Source organism: Streptomyces sp. NBC_01006 (genome assembly GCF_045162725.1).
Taxonomy (GTDB): Bacteria; Actinomycetota; Actinomycetes; order Streptomycetales; family Streptomycetaceae; genus Streptomyces.
The window spans coordinates 7493788-7509396 of the sequence record NZ_CP108700.1 but is presented as its reverse complement, the minus strand read 5'-3'; the positions used below and the strand labels follow the sequence as shown (position 1 = coordinate 7509396).

Below are 15609 nucleotides of genomic sequence, written 5' to 3'. Positions count from 1 at the left end.
GCGGTGAGCTCGGGTCAGTTGACGGCGGGACCGGCGGTGTCGGTCACCCACGCCCATTCGGACCATTTGGAGAATCCGGTCTGCCACTTGTGGAACACGCCGGCGCCGCTCGTCCCGAAGACCTCGATGCGCCCGTCGGCATTGGTGGCGGCGGTGACTTCGGTCCCGCCGCCGCCGAATTCGGCCCACTGGCTGTACGGGGCGTTGAGTCCCGTCTGCCAGGTCTGCATGGCCACGGTGTTGTTGACGGCGAAGACCTCGACCCGGCCGTCGGCGGTTCGTTCGCTCGTCAGCTGCGAGTCGGCGGGCCCGCCGGAGGGCTCCCACTCGGACCAACTGCTCGGACTGGTCTGGTACTTGTGGTAGACACCCACGGGACCCGAGGCGAAGACCTCCAGCCGCCCGTCGGCGTTGTGGTCGACGGTCAGATCGCGTCCGCCGCCGCCGAAGTTGTCCCAGGAGGACCAACCGCCGTTGACGGCCGTCTGGTACTGGTGCTGGAAGGTGTCCCCGTTGACGGCGAACACCTCCAGCCGTCCGTCCGGGGACTTCTCCATCTCGATCCGCCCCTGCGCCGGACCGCCGCCGGTGGGCTCCCACTCGGACCAGCCGCCGCTGGGCGCGTTCTGGTACCGGTGGAAGATCCCCGCCGGACCCGAGGCGAACACCTCGATCCGGCCGTCGGCATTGGTGCCGGCGGCGATGTCGTGTCCGCCACCGCCGAAGCCCTCCCAGCCCGACCATCCCGCGGAGGGCGCGGTCTGGTAGCGGTGCTGGAAGGTGGTGCCGTTGAGGGCGAGCAGTTCGAGCCGGCCGTCCGCGTTGGGAGCGATGGCCAGTTCGGCGTTGCCGGGGCCGCCGAGGGCTTCCCAGGCGGACCAGCCGCCGTTGACGGCGGTCTGCCAGGCGTGGTGGACGCCGTCGGCGGCCGCCGCGAACACCTCCAGCCGGCCGTCGGCCGACCGCGCCGACACCACCCGGCCCGACTCCACCGGGTGCACCACCGGGGCCGGCCCGGGTCCGGGGCCCTGGCCCGGCACACAGGGGAAGGTCACCCCGCGTTCCGCGAGGTACGGCTCGGGGTCGGTGCGGACACTCGCGTTCGGGTCGCCCCAGATCCGCAGGTGGAGGTGGGGCCCCTCGGACTGGCCTTCGCTGCCCACGAGCGCGATCTGCTGACCGGCCGTGACGTGGTCACCGGTGGCGACGTCCCGCCGCTGCATGTGCCCGTACTCGGATATCGTCCCGTCGCCGTGCAGGATGCGGATCCACTGGCCGTAGCCGTCTGCGGGACCCGAGACGAGCACCTCTCCGTCGCCCACGGCATAGATCGGGGTGCCGTAGCCGCTCGCGATGTCTATGCCGTTGTGCTCTTGGCTGTAGTGCTGGATTATCCAACCGGAATTCGGGCACGAGGCGACGAAGCCGGCGGCCCGGGCAGCAGCCGTGGACGGGGCCACGAGCGGCGGCAGTACGGCAGCCGCCGCCGCCAGAACCAGCCCCAACGCGCGTCGCGAAAGACCGAGAACCACGTGACGTTCCTCCCCCTGGGTCGTCGAGCCGGGACGTACGGGAACGTAGCAACGGCCCGGGACCAGGGGATCCGGAACATTCCGGAATGACACGCGAGCACGGCTCGGGTAGGGCGGGACGCCCCCTGCCTGCGGTCAGCCGGTGGTCAGGGCGTCCACCTCGGACGCGTAGAGCCGGGCGGGGTCCAGGCCCATGCCCGTGAAGTGGCCCGCCAGTTCGAGGGACAGCACGCCGTGCAGGCGGCTCCAGAAGGCCAGCGCCAGGCGCAGGGCGGCCGGCGGGGCGTCGGGGTGACTGCCGGCCCAGTCCCGGTGGCCGGCCAGGTGCTGCTCGAAGTCCCCGGCTCCGTCCCCCTGTTCGGCGGCCGCGCAGGCGTCGAGCAGGACGGACATCATCTCGGCGGTGATCGCGGTGGTGTCCTGCGGCGCGTGGTAGCCCGGTACCGGGGTGCCGTAGACGAGGAAGTAGCGGTGCGGGTCCTCCAGGGCCCAGCGGCGCAGGACCCGCGCGAGTGCGGCGAGGCCGGGCCGGCCCGCTCCCCCGTCGGCGTCGCCGTCACCGGCGGCGGCAGCGAAGGCGTCGGCGAGGCTGCGGTACGCGTCCCGGATGAGCTCGGTGATCAGCTCGTCGCGGTTGGCGAAGTACCTGTACAGCGCCGGTCCGCTCATGCCCATCTGCTTGGCGATGGCGTTGAGGGACAGCGCGGAGGCGCCGGAGCCGGCGATCTGCTGCCAGGCCTTCTCCTTGACCTCCTCGCGCACCTGCTGCCGGTACCGCTCGCGAGGGGTCTCCGTACGTCCGGTCGTGCCCATGCCCGCCACCTCTCGTCGCCTGCCACGTCACCAATGAGTTAGAAGCTATCACCATCGGCAAGTCCCCTCACGATCGGACGAACGATTCGCTTGACATCCCCGATACACCTGCTCATTCTAGTTATAGCTTCTAACGAACACCAGAAGCCGAAACAGCAAGCCCCTTCTGGAGGTCATGGTGAACACCGCCGAGCGCGTCGAGATCGTTCTGCCGGGCAAGGTCGAGCCCGAGGGTCTGGAGCTGCACCGGGGCCCGGTCCCGGCGCCCGCGGCCGGACAGGTGGTCGTCGCGATGGAGGCGACGGGAGTCTCCTTCGCCGAGCAGCAGATGCGCCGCGGCCGGTACTACGACCAGCCCCCCTTCCCGTTCGTCCCCGGATACGACCTGGTCGGCACGGTGCTGGCCGTGGGCGAAGGCGTCGGCTCGGGCCTGCTCGGCCGGCGGGTGGCCGCCCTGACGAAGACCGGAGGATGGGCCAGCCACATCGCCCTCGACGCCGCCGACGTGGTGGAGGTCCCCGACGGCGTCGGCGCGGTGGACGCCGAGACGGCGGTCGTCAACGGCATCACCGCCTGGCAGATGCTCCACCGCAAGGCGCGGGTGCGCGCCGGCCAGACCGTCCTGGTCCACGGCGCCAACGGCGGCGTCGGCTCGATCCTGGTCCAGCTGGCGCTCGCCGCGGGGGCAAGGGTGATCGGCACCGCGTCCACCCGTCACCACGACGGACTGCGCGTACTCGGGGTGACCCCCATCGACTACCGCTCGGGCAACGTCTCCGCACGGGTACGGGCCCTCGTGCCCGGCGGGGTGGACGCGGTCTTCGACCACGTCGGCGGCGAGGGCATCGTCGATTCCTGGCAGCTGCTGGCCCCCGGCGGCACCCTCGTCTCGTACGGCACCGCCGCCACCCGCGACGACCAGGGCTCCGGCTCGTGGCCGGTGCTCAAGCTGCTGGGCCGGGTGTGGGTGTGGAACGCGCTGCCCAACGGCCGCCGCGCGTACTTCTTCAACGTGTGGGCCGGGCGCGCCTACGCCAAGAACCGCTTCCGGGCGCGGCTGCGCTCCGACCTGACCCAGGTGTTCACGGCCCTGCAGCGCGGCGAGATCACGGCCAAGGTCGCCGCCGAGATCCCGCTGGCCCGCGCCGCCGAGGCGATGCGCCTGGCCGAGTCGGGCACGGTCGCCGGAAAGGTGGTCCTGGTCCCCTGATCCGGCAACGCGCCGCGCACCGCACCATCCCCCGACCACTGCTCGCCAAGGCCGCAGCCCTGCCCGTCGCGTTCACGATCGGCATCTCCGGTACCGCCCAGCACCGGACGGCAGCAGAGCGCGCAGCCCGACGGTGTCGATGACATCGGCCCGGACCGGGAACACCCTGTCGAGCAGCACCCGATGGACCTCGGGATCGCGGTCGGCGACTCCGTCGGACAGGACGTGGACGCGGTAGTCGCGGTCGGCGGCGTCGATGAGCGTGGACAGGACGACGCCACTGGTGCTGATCCCGGTGAGGACCAGCGTGTCGATACCGCGGTCGCGCAGCTGCCGGTGGAGGTCCGTGGTGGAGCCCGCGCCGATGCGGACCTTGCGTACGACGATGTCGCCGTCCTCGGGAGCGATCCGCTCGTCGATCCGGGTGGCGATGTCCTCGTTGCGACGATCCCGTTCTGGAAGTCCATGACGAGCAGGGCGGTCCGCTCGGGTACGAGGTTCGGAAGGGCGGTGGCGTTCACGCGGGGGTCTCCTCGACGTTCGGGGTACGGGAGGTACGGGCGGCCGGGCGGCTCGTCCCGCGGGCCATCAGCCGGCGGTCGAACACGGCCAGCAGCAGGGCCGCGAGGCCCGCGACGACCAGCACGAGGCCGAGGACGTGCAGGCCGTGGTCGCTCGCCCCGTCGCGGAAGACGAGGCTGCCGATCACGGCGGAGGTGATGGATCCGAGGTATCCGCAGGTCCGGAGCAGCCCGGAGGCGGTGCCGATCTGGTCGGGCGGCGCCGCGAGGTAGAGGGCGGTCTGGTTCCCGACCGTGGTGGTGGCGGTCGTGATGCCGAAGACCAGGGTGACGAGCACGATGGCGATCGCGGGGCTGTGGGAGGTGAGCAGCATGATGCCGACCGAGCCGAGCAGCATGGTCAGCGCCGAGGCGATCAGCGGTCCGCGCACCAGGTTGCGGCGGGCGAGCGGGCGCGAGAACAGCGCGGACACGGCCCCCATCGGCAGCAGCAGGAGTCCGGCCTCCAGGGTGGACAGCCCGTGTGCGGCCTCCATCCACTGGGTCATTCCGTACATCACGGAGTAGACGCCGAGCAGGATGAGCGCTTGGCGCAGGTACGTACGGGCGAGGGCGCCGTTGGCGGCGAGACCCCGGAAGTCGAAGAACGGCGACGCCTTCCGCAGCTCCCATACGACGGTGGGTACGGCGACCAGCGCGAAGGCGGCGAGCACGGCCCACCGGACCTGCGGAAGGCCTGTCAGGAAGACGACGAGCGCGCTCATCGACGCGGCGAAGCCGAGGATGCCGGGCAGGTCGATCCGGCCGGCGAGCTCAACGAAACGGTTCTGCCCGCGGCCGGGCGCGGGATTCGCGGGATCCGCGGGCAACACCGGATTCCCGGGTGGCACGGGATCTTTGGGCAGCCAGCGCACGGCCACCGCCATCGCGATCACGGTGACCGGGATGTTGATCAGGAAGGCCCAGCGCCATCCCGCGGTGCCGACCAGAAGGCCGCCGATCGGCGGTCCGACGGCGGCGGTGGCCATGCCCGCGATCGCGAGGCCGCCGAGCACCCCGCCCGGCGGGGTGTCGAGGCCGACCTCGTCGGCACGGCGCCGGATCAGCACCATCGCGCAGGGAAAGGCGGCCGAGGTGCCGATGCCGACCAGGACGCGGGCGACGGTCAGCATCGCCAGGTTCCGGCCGAGGCCACCGACCAAGCCGCCGAACAGCACCAGGACGATGCCGGCGAGGAAGATCCGGCGTGCGCCGAAGACCTCCGCCAGCTTGCCCGCGGTGGGCTGGGCGACGGCGCTGGCCAGGTAGAGCGAGGTGATCAGCACGGCGGTGCTGCCCACCGGGACGTGCAGTTCGGCGGCGATCGGCACCAGGGCGGTCGCGATGATGGAGCTGTTGATGGCGTTGAGACCGGAGCCCACGTAGAGCGGGGCGGTGAACGTCCACGCGAACGGCTTGCGGGCGAGGCCGGATGCCGTCGCGGCGGCCCGGCGGGTACCGGTCCTCATATGCTGCCGTCACTCGGGTCGGCCGGGCCGCTCAGGTCGGCCGCGGCCAGTCGCTCCAGCAGCTCGACGGCCTTCTCCACGTCCGCCAGCCGGTCCGGGGGGACGAGCCGGTCGATGGCACGGGCCAGATAGGCCGCGCGACCCGCGAGCAGCCTGTCGATCAGCTCGGTGGCGGCGGGGTCGGCGCTCATCAGCTTCCGGCGGCCGTCCTGCGGGTCGGGCTCGCCGTGGACCAGGCCGGCGGCCTTGAGGACCGCCAGGCTCTGCGCGATGGACTGCGGACTGACGTGCTCCAGCGAAGCGAGCCGGGCCGCGGTGACCGGGCCCTCCCGTACGACACTCGCCAGGACGGTGAGCTGCGTGACGGTCAGGCCGGTCGCGTCCTGCCCCGATTCCGCGCGCAGGCGGGCGCGAAGCCGCTTGATCGCGTCGTTGAGCCGCTGCGCGGTCGCAGCGGACCCCTCTGGCCCGGGATTCGTGGTCATGTCCCCACCGTAGAACTCGGCAAGCAACTTCGCCAAGTTACTTGCCGAATTCCACTAAGTGGATTGAATTATCCAGTTACTGCTACGGTGGTGGCTCGCTCGTCGACGAAGAGCACGAGGAAGAGGAAGAGGATTCCCGATGCCGCGCAGGGTTTGGCTGCCACTGGCAGCGGTCGTCCTGGTCGTGAACGCGGCGCAGTGGGTGATCGCCGAAGCGATCGCCTCGGCGGCCTGGACCGATCCGACGTACAGCTATGCGACGAACTACATCAGCGATCTCGGCGTGCCCGACTGCGGTACGCGGTTCCAGGGGCGCGAGATCTGTTCGCCGGCGCATCAGCTGATGAACGTGTCGTTCGCGATCCAGGGGATCTTGTTCGCGACGGCGGTGGTCCTGCTGGCCCGCCTGGTCGAGGGCCGCGCCCGGCGCGTCGTCCTCGCCCTCGCGATCGCGCACGGCGGGGCGTTCGTCCTGGTCGGCCTGTTCCACGGCTCCGCGGATGCCCCGGGCTACAGCCTGGCCATCCACGTCGGCGGCGCGGCGGTCGGCATCCTGTGCGCCAACACGGTCGCCGTCATGGCGGGCTCTCTACGGAGCCTCGAACTGCCCACCGCGTACCGCGTCTTCAGCATCGCGGTCGGCGTACTGGGCCTGCTGAGCGAGGCCTTGGTCGGCATGTCCGCACGTACGGCAGGTGTGTTCGAGCGCGGCGGCGTCTACTCGTGGCTGCTGTGGAGCGTCGTGACGGGCGCACTGCTGCTGGCCAGGTACGTACGCGCCCCGGCCGTGATGGAGAATGTCCCGGTGTGACCCGGGAAACGCAACGCCCGCTGCGAGCGGACGCGGAACGAAATCGCCAGCTCATCATGGAGACGGCCGACCACATGTTCGCGCGGCGGGGCGCCGCCGTCACCCTCAACGAGATCGCCCGCGAGGCGGGCATCGGGGTCGGCACGGTCTACCGGCGCTTCCCCGATCTGCAGTCGCTGATCGACGCCCTGTTCACCGAACGCTTCAGGACCTTCCTGGACCTCGCGGCAGCGGCCGAAGCGCAGCCGGACCCGGGGCAGGCGCTGCGCCACTACCTGATCGAGGCGGCGGGGTGGCGGGCCCGGGACCGCGCACTGGAGGTCATCCTCGGCCACGCGAGCATCGAGGCGGGGCCGGTCTCCCGGATGCGCGACGACTTGGGCGTCCACGTGGAAGGTCTGGTGGAAAGGGCCGTGGCGGCGGGCGCGGTCCGCGAGGACTTCGCCGGCGCCGACGTGTACGCGTTCCTGTACATGATCGGCGCCGTCGCCGACCGAACCCACCACATCGACCCCGAAGCCTGGCGCCGCTACGCCGAGGCCCTGCTGATCGGGTTCGGCCTGGACCGGGCACCGGCAGCGCACACCTCGGCGATGACCGACGCCCAGATCCGCCGCACCTGGCCCGAACCCGCCGTGCAGCAGGGAGAGCGGCCCGACCGGGACCCCGAGGGGCCGGCCGGGCGCGCCCCGGGGCTCAGCTGACCGGCGTCACCCTCCGGCGTCCGGCGCGGTGAGCCCGCGGCTGCTGGAGGGGCAGCGTCGACGGTTGCACGGTCGTCGGGTACATCGCGACGGCCTGACGGGCCACGTACACGCGGGCGATGAGCTCGTCGCGGTCGGACTCCGGCACCTCCATGCCGAACAGGTCGCGCAGGAGGCCCGGGATCTCCTCCGGGGTGTAGGTCTGCGCGGTTGCCGTGCCGTCGGGCTGGGTTCGGGTCAGGACGCTGCCGTCGAGGAAGACGTGCTCCCCCTCGCGCATCTGCTGGACGAGGAGCCGACCCGCGAACGGCGAACGCGCGTGCGTGGACAGGAAGTGGTTGGCCACGATCCAGTCCTGCGGATACCGCTGGTCGACGGTGAAGGCGTGCAGGTCGTACCAGCCGTCGGCACCCCGCGTCCGCATCGCGTACAGACGGTCGCCCGTCTCGGTGGTCGAACCCTCCAGCCGGAAGCCCCAGCCGCCGAACGAGGTCTCGGCGCCGTCCACCAGCTCGATGGGCTCGATGGGATTGCGGCCGAAACCGGGGTCGCACACCCACACCTTGCCGGTCTCAGGGGTCTCGGCCGTCTCCACCCGCAGCATCGCGTGCGTGGCCGCACGGACCACGCCCTCGGAACCGATACGGACCCGCGAGGCGAGCCCGGTCACCCGGAAGCCGACCCGCTCCAGCACCGCCGCGAGCAGCACGGTGTGCTCGTAGCAGTAGCCGCCGCGGCGTCCGTGGACCAACTTGTCCTGGAGGTCCTGCAGTTCGAGGGAGATCGGCCGGCCGAGCACGATCTCGACGGTCTCGAAGGGTATCGAGGTGATGTGCGCACGCGTCAGCGCCCGCAGAACGTCGAGGGTGGGCACGAGCTCTCCGTCATAGCCGGTACGCCGGAGGTACGCATCCAGGTCGAGGCTGCCGCCCTGCCAGGCCGTGGCATCGTCGTTCGTCGTCATGGCAGACATGGTGCATACAAAACCGGACATGGCCGGAGAGCCCGGGGAAGAGAATGTCACGTCCCCGGGATCCCCGGTTTCCCTGGGCCGTGTCAGGGCCAGGTACGGGAGCAGAGCACCAGCCGGTAACCGTCCGGGTCGGCGACGGTGACTCCGTACTCGTCCCAGTAGGGGTTGTGGGCGGCCACGCGCGTGCCGCCGTGCTCGACGAGCCGCTGGACGAACTCCTCGTCGGGCGCCCCGCCCAGGTAGACGACGAAGAGGTCGTCCACGGTGGGGGCGGGCACGATCGGGTTATCGGGGTCGTGGGTGAGCTCGAAGTGCCAACCGCCCGCGGCCGGCCCGACCATGAGGAGGTCGTGTTCACCGGGCGTGCGCTCGGCACTGCGCCACTGCACTTCCAGGCCGAGCCCGTCGACGTAGAACCGCTCGGCGGCCTCCAGGTCGAGGGAGGGGCGGGCGACGCGGACATGGGTACGTGAATCGATCATGGGGCAGAGGGTACGGGCGCACCTGAGCCCGGGCCAGAGGGCCCGGGCGGGGTGTGGCAGGTCGGGGCCGCGGTCAGCGCAGGTTCATGGAGACGTGATGGGCGTCGATCCGGAAGCCGTTGCGCAGGTAGGTCCGGTGCGCGGCGTGGCGCTGGTGGCCCGTGTCGAGGTGGAACTCCTCGCACCCCTCATCCGTTGCGATGGCCTTCAGGGCGGTGAGCATCCGGCTGCCGAGGCCCCGGCCGCGCAGGGCCTCGTCGGCGACGAGGTCGTCCAGGTACAGGATGCGGCCCGAGATCATCGTGTGCATGACGCGGAAGCCCGCGACGACGCACACCTCGCCGTCCTCCTCCAGGTAGACGATCCGGTAGCCCTCCGCGGTCTGCGTACGCCAGCGCTCGGCGAACCCGTCCTCGTCCAAGAGGGGCCGCAGCTGGGAGAAGACGGGCCAGCAGCGGCGTACGGCACTCTCGTCCTCGGCAAAGATCACATCCATGGCTGAAGGATCGCACGCCGCCGCCGGCTCCCCGCCTCCACGAGCCCGATCCGGCCCCTTTGCCGTCAGGTCCCGTGTGCCGGCGGGGAGGAGGACCAGGCCCGCGGGGGGCTGCCGGGATCAGCAGGCGATGGTGCCCCTGCGGAGTGCGTGGCCACCGGTGTTGCTGTCGTCGGACCAGTACACGGGCTTGGCGCCGCCCACGCATTCGTCGGCTCCGGCGAGCGCGAAGCCCTCGTTGTTGAGGTCCGGCATGCCGCTCGGGCGGTCGTAGGTGGCGGTGAGGGTGAAGGCACCGGAGGCGCCGATCTTCATGGTCCGGTGGCGGCCGTCGCAGGTGTCGTCGCAGACCAGCCACAGCCGTGCGGCCTGCGGCTCCCACTGGAGCTCCATCACGCCGGACATGCCACTGGCGATCGTGGCGAGGCGGGTCGCTGCCCCGCCGTCCTGCAGGACGTAGCCGTAGACGGTGCCGGTGCCCTCGACCCCGAGGAAGAAGACGCCGCCGGTGTGCGCGCCGTACCGGCTCGGATCGTAGGCCGCGCCGGTCGACTCGTCCTCGAAGCCGGCCGCCGTCAAGGTGGTGTCGGGGATCCAGGTGATCGCCTCGAAGCCGAGGTTGGAGCCGACGGCGGGCAGGCCGGCCGTCAGGTTCCACTCCTTCGTGGCCGTCAGGGCACTGCCCGCGCCGGTGGTGACGTCGTAGCGCAGGACGGACAGGCGGCTGGTGCCCGACGCGTCGCCGTTGCGCTCGCTCGCGACGTACGCACCGCCCGCCGCGCCCGCGGCGGTCAGGGTGACGGCCTCGCTGTCCGGGCTGCCGGCGCCGCCGGGGTAGCGCAGGGTCTTGCCGGAGGACCAGCCGTTCGCGGTGTCCGGGCGCCAGCCGCCGGAGCCGTCGCGGACCAGCCGCCACAGCTTGCCGGAGTTCTGGGCGCCCCACAGCACGGAGCCCTCCTGGTACAGGCCGCTGAGGTCCTGGCCGAAGACGTTCGAACCGTCGGCCGTCGCCACGGAGCTGCCGCCGGGCCAGGCCACCGGGTTCGTACCGCCGCCGTCCCCAGAGCCGCAGTCGTTCGGTGCGCCGAGCGTCAGGGCCGCCTTGGCGAAGGCGCCGGTGCCGTCGGGACAGCGCGACCAGGACGGGCTGGAGTGGCTGCTCCAGCCGAAGCTGTCGACCAGGGTGGCGCCGTCGGGGAGGTAGAGGCGGGCCTTGTCGCTGGAGCCGAGGCCGAACGCCGCGTCCACGTCGAAGGCGCGGGCCGCCCCGGGGGCGAGCACCGCCCCGGACGGGATCTTGAACTTCGAGCTCTTGTCGTCGTCCTTGAGGATCCAGCCCGAGACGTCGACCGTGGCCGTGCCCTTGTTGAACAGCTCGATCGAGTCGTCGACGCTGCCGGTGGTCACCACCTCGTTGATGCGGATGTCGTCGGCAGGGGCCGCGTGCGCCGCGGGCGCGAACAGCAGCGCGGCGGCCGCCAGCATGCAGCCCGCGACGGCGAGGTGGAGCGGGGCGGGGCGAAGACGCCCCTGGGATGTGCCTGCTTCGAGCACGGTGACCGTCCCGGGAGGAGTGGGGAGTGGGGCTGGGGCCACACGAGGGTCCCGGCCGACCCCGAACGCCCGCCGTCGCCCGACGGGTTGTCCCGTGAACGCATGCCGAACGGCACGTCGCACCGTGCGCCCGCCGTCGGACGTGCGCCCGGCGTCGGAATCGAGCCCTTCCGGGGGCGCGGCGCATGGAGCGGCGGGTGGCGGGGCACCGATGCCCGCGTACACCGTGCAGACGAGACACACCGCTTCACCGGGCCCCACCGAACGGCCCCGGGGCCGAAGGAGGCATGACATGCCGTCCGGCTTACCTCCCCCGTCCCGGGCCCTCGCCAGGGACGCCTGCCCCCATGGCACGTGGGAAGTGGTGCGCGGCCTGCCTCATCCGCGGCTGCGGCCGGGTGTGCGCGGATACCGGGGCTACCGCATGGACCTCGGGTACGGGCGCCGGCGGCTGGAGGTGCCGGACGCCTGTGTCTCGCTGGTCTTCAACCTCGCCGACCCGGTGTGGGTGACGCTCGGCACGCAGCGCGACGCAACCGCCCGCCCCTACTCCGCGCTGCTCTCCGGCCTCCAGACCCGGCCCACGCTCGGTGAACACGCGGGCCGGGTGGAGGGCGTGGAGGTGCTCCTCGCGCCGTGGGCGGCGTTCGGGCTCCTCGGGCAGCCCATGAGCGACCTGGCCGACCGGATGGCCGAGCCGGGCGAACTCCTCGGCCGGCGGGCCGATCTGCTGGCCGAGGCCCTGTACGAAGCGGTCGGGTGGGAGCTCCGCTTCGCCCTGCTGGACGACACGCTCCGCACCTGGACCGAGGCGACCGGTGCGCGCGCCGCCGAGCCGCTGCGCCATGCGTGGGGGGAGTTGGTCCGCAGCGGTGGCAGCCTCCCCGTCGGGGAGCTGGCGGTACGCACCGGCCGCGGCAAGCGGCGGCTGGAGTACCTCTTCCGGGAGCAGATCGGTCTGACGCCGAAGACCGCGGCGCGCGTGCTGCGCTTCCAGCGCGCCCTGTGGCTGGTCAACCACGGCGGCCGCCCGCTCGCGGACGTGGCCGCGGCCTGCGGGTTCAGCGACCAGGCCCATATGAACCGGGAGTTCAAGGCGATGAGCGGGCGCTCGCCGCGGCGGTTCCGGTCGGAGCGCGGTGCCGACCTGCCCGGCCCGGCCGGGGTCGACCGGGTGACCGGGCAGGTCACCAGCATCGTGCTGCCCGGCCGGGTCAGTCGATCTTGATGGAGCTGACCCGGTTGTCCCAGCCGCTGCGCATCGAGTTCTCGATGTGGTTGGGGCCGGTGTTGCCCGGGTACCAGTACCCGCCGCCGCCCGCGTTCTCCGCGAGGTGCGCCGTACAGGCGCCGGTCCAGTAGGAGGACGTGGCGTTGTCGAAGCTGTACGCGGAGAGGTTCTGCCAGTACCCGCGGTCGTAGAACTTCAGGTCGCGGCCCCCCTTGTCCGTGTACTGGTACAGGTCCAGCGGGGTGGAGCAGGCGGCGAGGACCTGCCGCGTCGTGGCCGTGGCTCGCAACTGCCCTGCCCGCGCCTCCTGTTCGGCGGCCGTACGGAAGCACTCCACCGCCCCGCGGCCCTGCCACACCATGCAGACCCTGGCGTCGCCCCAGTCGCCGGACAGGTCCAGGGTCCGGCCCTCGAACGAGGCGTACCGGGCCGTGGCGTCCGCGGCGGGGGCGGTGGCCGCACCGGCGGGTGCGCCGAGGAGCACGGAAGCCGCGAGCGTTCCTGCCGCGACGACGCCGAACGTCGCCTTGCGCGTGTCGAACACGGGATGCGTCCCTTCACGAGGTACCGCCCGGCGGCTGCCGGGACGCCCCCATCCTGGAACCACCTCCGTGCCGGCTTCTTGAACAAACGCGCACCCCGCGCCGAGGGCCGTTCCCCTCGCAGTGGCCCGGGGTCCGAGAACGGCCCCGCGACGCCGAGGCGCCGGGGGCCGCGTCCTGGCTCACCCGCGAGCCGCGAGGGGCTCGCCGGGCGGCGTCAGGCCCTGTCGTTCTTGTCGCGCAGCGAGTCCTGGATGCCGCGGGCACGCTCCTCGGTCTCGCTCAGGGCTTCCTTCGCCTTGCCCTTGGCCTGGTCCATCTTGCCCTCGGCCTTCATCCGGTCGTCGCCGGTGACCTTGCCGACGGTCTCCTTGGCCTTGCCCTTGGCCTGGTCCATCTTTCCCTTGTCAGCCATGGTGAACTCCTTGGTGTGGGAATGGAATCTCGACGGTGCCCAAACTAGGCGATATCGGACTATCGCGCGCGGCGGCGCCTGCGGTTGCCGCGGATACCCGGAAGGCGCCGGCCGGGAGCCGGACGGGCGACGCATTTTCTCCCGGCCTTCGTGTTTGAGCCTTCGGTCGTGGGCCATACGCGTGAACATCGGCGGGTTGCCGTTTCGAGCGGGGCGGCAACCCGCCGCGATCGGCGGCCGCGCGCCGACGTCCCGTCCCCCCGGGCGCCGGCGCGCGGCCACCGTCCCCTCGCCCGTCAGAACGCGTAGACCGGGTTGCCGTTCAGGGTCGCCGCCATCGCGCACGCGTTGGAGAAGGTGTGCTTCCACGCGACGTGGGCACCACGCCATACGCCGTCCGCGGTGACGGTGACGGGGGCGTAGATCATCGGGCACACCCGGTCCGGATTCGGAGCGGCCAGCAGGCGGTTGAACTCGCCGCCGGTGGCGCCCAGGGCGTCGCACGCGGCCCCGGGGGCGGGGTGCGTGCCCTCGGCGGCGTAGGCGCAGCTGAGGACGGTCGCCCGCAGGACCGTACCCGTGGCGGCATCGTCCCCCTGGGTGACGGTGAAGACCATGGCGGAGGGGCCGTACAGGCTCGCAGGGCTCGCCTCCGCCACGCCCGTGACACCGGCGAAGCAGAGGAGTGCGGCGGCGGAGACGGTGGCTAAGCGGTGACGCATGAGAAGACTCGCTTTCGATTCGAAGGCTTCCTGGTGCGCTACGGCTTTCATGCAGCGCTCAACTGGGGCCGAGCCTGCCAGGCATGAAGGCCTGCCGCACATCAGCGGTCGATTTACGGACAGTTCGTTCGAATATCGGTTACGTGAGGGGTATTCGCACCGCTCCCGCCGGGTGGCCGCAGGCCCACGCCCTGCGGGAGCGCGGGGCGTCGACCGGCGTGACGCGACCTCCCGCGACTGCCGCCCAGGTCGTGGCCACTCTCGGTTCACCGGACGGCCCGCCAGGGTGACCGGATCGATGCGGCTGCGCACGGTCCGTCATCGCGCGGCACGGAGGGTGAGGACGTACGTCGCGGTGAGCGCGACGGCAGGGTCCTCGTCGTGCGACAGGTCGGTGAGGGCGCGGGTGGCGGTGGTTCCCGGGATGTCCGCGAGGGCCTGGGTCAGTCGTCGGCGTGCGGGTGACGCGTCGGGGCCGTGCGGGACGCGGGCAACGAGTGCGGTGGCGATCCGATCTGCCAACTCGGGGCGGCCGGCCAGCGCGCTCAGCGCGTCGGCCGCATCGACGTCGTTCGTGCCCTCGACGATCAGGTCGACGAGTGCGGGGATCGCCTCGGCTGCTCCGGCCGCTCCTCGCACGAGGGCCGCATGCCTGCGGACCGTGGGGTCGGAGCTCGTGAGGGCGCCCTGCAGCAGAGTGATCGCCTGTTCGCCCTGAATCTCGGCGATGCACCGGACCGCCCGCTCCCGCACCTCGGCCACGGGCGAGGCCAGGCCCTGCGCCAGCAGTTCCAACGCGCCATCGCCCGATTGGGCCACGGCCCAGCGGAGCGCCCCTGCGACGTTCGTATCCGTCTCGCCGAGCGCCGCCTCGACGAGGGCTTCCACCGGCAGCGGCGCCTCTTCGACCGAAGCCAGCGCCGCACGCTGGCGTTTCCCGGCACTCTCCGATCCCAGCGCGTGCAGGAGCGCGACGGTCTGGAGAACCTCCTCCCAGCCGGCCGGTTCCGCGGCGCCGATCCGGCGCAGTCGCGTGAGCAGCGCCGTCTCGACGGCGATGCGTTCCTGCGTCTGGCGGATGAGGTCGCCCACGAGGTCCGAGGGCCGGAAGCCAGGGTCGTCCAGCGCGCGTGCGACGTCGCGCAGCGACAGACCCAGCGAGCGCAGGCTCTCGACGTGGAAGATCCGCCGGATGTCCTCGTCGGAGTACTCCCGGTACCCGGACCCGGTGCGCCCCGTCGGCCGCACCAGGCCCAGCGAGTCGTAGTGCCGGAGCATGCGGGCGCTGACCCCCGACCACCTGGCCACCTCGCCGATCAACAACGCCTGCTCCCCTCACGGCCGGCCTTGCAGGGCCGTACCCGACCTCAATGAAGACCTTGTCACCGTGTCAAGGTCAAACGAGGCCGCCTGCCTGCGGCATCACCGCACGTCAGGAGCCCGTCAGAAGCCCGTCAAAGCCGGGCTCGGCTGCTTGCCCGGAGCCGAGGCGATGCGCTGGGATGGGTCCATGAACAGCGGTCCGCGCCACGAGGACCGGCCACCGAATCCGGTGCAGCCGGCAGCGCCCTCCGCCCGCCCGGCCGTCTGAATCCGGCCTCTCCCCCGCA

The 15609-nt window shown here is 71.9% G+C and carries 16 protein-coding genes and 1 pseudogene; 4 read left to right on the top strand and 13 right to left on the bottom strand.

Annotation, left to right across the window (positions count from 1 at the left end; genetic code table 11):
• Window positions 1-14 precede the first annotated feature (14 nt).
• The gene (locus tag OG509_RS34240; RefSeq protein WP_406186458.1) at window positions 15-1532 is read right to left on the bottom strand and encodes a peptidoglycan DD-metalloendopeptidase family protein; all 1518 of its coding nucleotides are present in this window, start codon (window positions 1530-1532) and stop codon (window positions 15-17) included.
• Window positions 1533-1667: 135 nt separating this feature from the next.
• Complete coding sequence (locus tag OG509_RS34235) at window positions 1668-2345, bottom strand: TetR/AcrR family transcriptional regulator (protein WP_406186457.1); 678 nt, start codon at window positions 2343-2345, stop codon at window positions 1668-1670.
• Between the two features lie 175 nt (window positions 2346-2520).
• Here OG509_RS34235 and OG509_RS34230 point away from each other — a divergent pair, with 175 nt between their 5' ends.
• Window positions 2521-3555 carry a medium chain dehydrogenase/reductase family protein gene (locus OG509_RS34230; RefSeq protein WP_406186456.1) on the top strand — a complete coding sequence of 345 codons (1035 nt, stop codon included), beginning with the start codon at window positions 2521-2523 and terminating at the stop codon, window positions 3553-3555.
• A 72-nt stretch (window positions 3556-3627) separates the two neighbouring features.
• On the opposite strand, the pseudogene OG509_RS34225 reads toward OG509_RS34230, so the two are convergent.
• The 3 genes and pseudogenes from OG509_RS34225 to OG509_RS34215 all read right to left on the bottom strand — a co-directional run.
• Window positions 3628-4032, bottom strand: a pseudogene (locus OG509_RS34225) (cysteine hydrolase family protein); the annotation flags it as partial.
• A gap of 40 nt (window positions 4033-4072) precedes the next feature.
• Window positions 4073-5584 carry an MFS transporter gene (locus OG509_RS34220; RefSeq protein ID WP_406186455.1) on the bottom strand — a complete coding sequence of 504 codons (1512 nt, stop codon included), beginning with the start codon at window positions 5582-5584 and terminating at the stop codon, window positions 4073-4075.
• Entirely contained in the window at window positions 5581-6069 is a 489-nt protein-coding gene (locus OG509_RS34215; RefSeq protein ID WP_406186454.1) for a MarR family winged helix-turn-helix transcriptional regulator, read from the bottom strand. The genes OG509_RS34220 and OG509_RS34215 overlap by 4 nt, the downstream gene beginning before the upstream one ends.
• A 139-nt stretch (window positions 6070-6208) precedes the next feature.
• Between OG509_RS34215 and OG509_RS34210 the strand changes: the two genes are divergently transcribed.
• On the top strand, window positions 6209-6880 hold the full coding sequence (locus OG509_RS34210) for a DUF998 domain-containing protein (RefSeq protein ID WP_406186453.1): 672 nt from the start codon (window positions 6209-6211) through the stop codon (window positions 6878-6880).
• A 56-nt stretch (window positions 6881-6936) separates the two neighbouring features.
• On the top strand, window positions 6937-7584 hold the full coding sequence (locus tag OG509_RS34205; protein ID WP_406186452.1) for a TetR/AcrR family transcriptional regulator: 648 nt from the start codon (window positions 6937-6939) through the stop codon (window positions 7582-7584).
• On the opposite strand, the gene OG509_RS34200 is transcribed toward OG509_RS34205, so the two are convergent.
• From OG509_RS34200 to OG509_RS34185, 4 genes are all read right to left on the bottom strand, one after another.
• A complete protein-coding gene (locus tag OG509_RS34200) occupies window positions 7577-8548 on the bottom strand; it encodes an arylamine N-acetyltransferase (protein WP_406186451.1) in 972 nt (323 codons plus the stop codon). The genes OG509_RS34205 and OG509_RS34200 overlap by 8 nt on opposite strands.
• A 92-nt stretch (window positions 8549-8640) precedes the next feature.
• Complete coding sequence (locus tag OG509_RS34195) at window positions 8641-9039, bottom strand: VOC family protein (RefSeq protein ID WP_406186450.1); 399 nt, start codon at window positions 9037-9039, stop codon at window positions 8641-8643.
• A gap of 73 nt (window positions 9040-9112) precedes the next feature.
• A complete protein-coding gene (locus OG509_RS34190) occupies window positions 9113-9535 on the bottom strand; it encodes a GNAT family N-acetyltransferase (RefSeq protein ID WP_406186449.1) in 423 nt (140 codons plus the stop codon).
• Window positions 9536-9655: 120 nt separating this feature from the next.
• Entirely contained in the window at window positions 9656-11020 is a 1365-nt protein-coding gene (locus OG509_RS34185; protein WP_406187764.1) for a lamin tail domain-containing protein, read from the bottom strand.
• A gap of 361 nt (window positions 11021-11381) precedes the next feature.
• On the opposite strand from OG509_RS34185, the gene OG509_RS34180 reads away from it, so the two are divergent.
• Window positions 11382-12317: a helix-turn-helix domain-containing protein gene (locus OG509_RS34180; protein WP_406186448.1), complete on the top strand. Its 936-nt coding sequence runs from the start codon at window positions 11382-11384 to the stop codon at window positions 12315-12317.
• Here the strand turns inward: OG509_RS34180 and OG509_RS34175 are convergent.
• The 4 genes from OG509_RS34175 to OG509_RS34160 all read right to left on the bottom strand — a co-directional run bounded on the left by OG509_RS34175 (window position 12304) and on the right by OG509_RS34160 (window position 15322).
• Complete coding sequence (locus tag OG509_RS34175) at window positions 12304-12864, bottom strand: hypothetical protein (protein ID WP_406186447.1); 561 nt, start codon at window positions 12862-12864, stop codon at window positions 12304-12306. The two genes, OG509_RS34180 and OG509_RS34175, sit on opposite strands and share 14 nt — an antisense overlap.
• Before the next feature lie 215 nt (window positions 12865-13079).
• Window positions 13080-13277 (bottom strand): CsbD family protein, encoded by a 198-nt coding sequence (locus OG509_RS34170; RefSeq protein WP_406186446.1) that lies wholly within the window; start codon window positions 13275-13277, stop codon window positions 13080-13082.
• A 296-nt stretch (window positions 13278-13573) separates the two neighbouring features.
• Window positions 13574-13999: a subtilase-type protease inhibitor gene (locus tag OG509_RS34165; protein WP_406186445.1), complete on the bottom strand. Its 426-nt coding sequence runs from the start codon at window positions 13997-13999 to the stop codon at window positions 13574-13576.
• A 318-nt stretch (window positions 14000-14317) separates the two neighbouring features.
• Window positions 14318-15322 (bottom strand): HEAT repeat domain-containing protein, encoded by a 1005-nt coding sequence (locus tag OG509_RS34160; protein WP_406186444.1) that lies wholly within the window; start codon window positions 15320-15322, stop codon window positions 14318-14320.
• Window positions 15323-15609: the final 287 nt, after the last annotated feature.

Excerpts from the sequence above, each read along its gene's own strand:
- OG509_RS34220 (WP_406186455.1), bottom strand. The coding sequence starts at position 5,584 with ATGAGGACCGGTACCCGCCGGGCCGCCGCGACGGCATCCGGCCTCGCC.
- OG509_RS34165 (WP_406186445.1), bottom strand. The coding sequence starts at position 13,999 with ATGCGTCACCGCTTAGCCACCGTCTCCGCCGCCGCACTCCTCTGCTTC.
- OG509_RS34205 (WP_406186452.1), top strand. The coding sequence starts at position 6,937 with ATGGAGACGGCCGACCACATGTTCGCGCGGCGGGGCGCCGCCGTCACC.
- OG509_RS34230 (WP_406186456.1), top strand. The coding sequence starts at position 2,521 with ATGGTGAACACCGCCGAGCGCGTCGAGATCGTTCTGCCGGGCAAGGTC.
- OG509_RS34180 (WP_406186448.1), top strand. The coding sequence starts at position 11,382 with ATGCCGTCCGGCTTACCTCCCCCGTCCCGGGCCCTCGCCAGGGACGCC.
- OG509_RS34215 (WP_406186454.1), bottom strand. The coding sequence starts at position 6,069 with ATGACCACGAATCCCGGGCCAGAGGGGTCCGCTGCGACCGCGCAGCGG.
- OG509_RS34190 (WP_406186449.1), bottom strand. The coding sequence starts at position 9,535 with ATGGATGTGATCTTTGCCGAGGACGAGAGTGCCGTACGCCGCTGCTGG.
- OG509_RS34185 (WP_406187764.1), bottom strand. The coding sequence starts at position 11,020 with ATGCTGGCGGCCGCCGCGCTGCTGTTCGCGCCCGCGGCGCACGCGGCC.
- OG509_RS34210 (WP_406186453.1), top strand. The coding sequence starts at position 6,209 with ATGCCGCGCAGGGTTTGGCTGCCACTGGCAGCGGTCGTCCTGGTCGTG.
- OG509_RS34235 (WP_406186457.1), bottom strand. The coding sequence starts at position 2,345 with ATGGGCACGACCGGACGTACGGAGACCCCTCGCGAGCGGTACCGGCAG.
- OG509_RS34170 (WP_406186446.1), bottom strand. The coding sequence starts at position 13,277 with ATGGCTGACAAGGGAAAGATGGACCAGGCCAAGGGCAAGGCCAAGGAG.
- OG509_RS34195 (WP_406186450.1), bottom strand. The coding sequence starts at position 9,039 with ATGATCGATTCACGTACCCATGTCCGCGTCGCCCGCCCCTCCCTCGAC.
- OG509_RS34200 (WP_406186451.1), bottom strand. The coding sequence starts at position 8,548 with ATGACGACGAACGACGATGCCACGGCCTGGCAGGGCGGCAGCCTCGAC.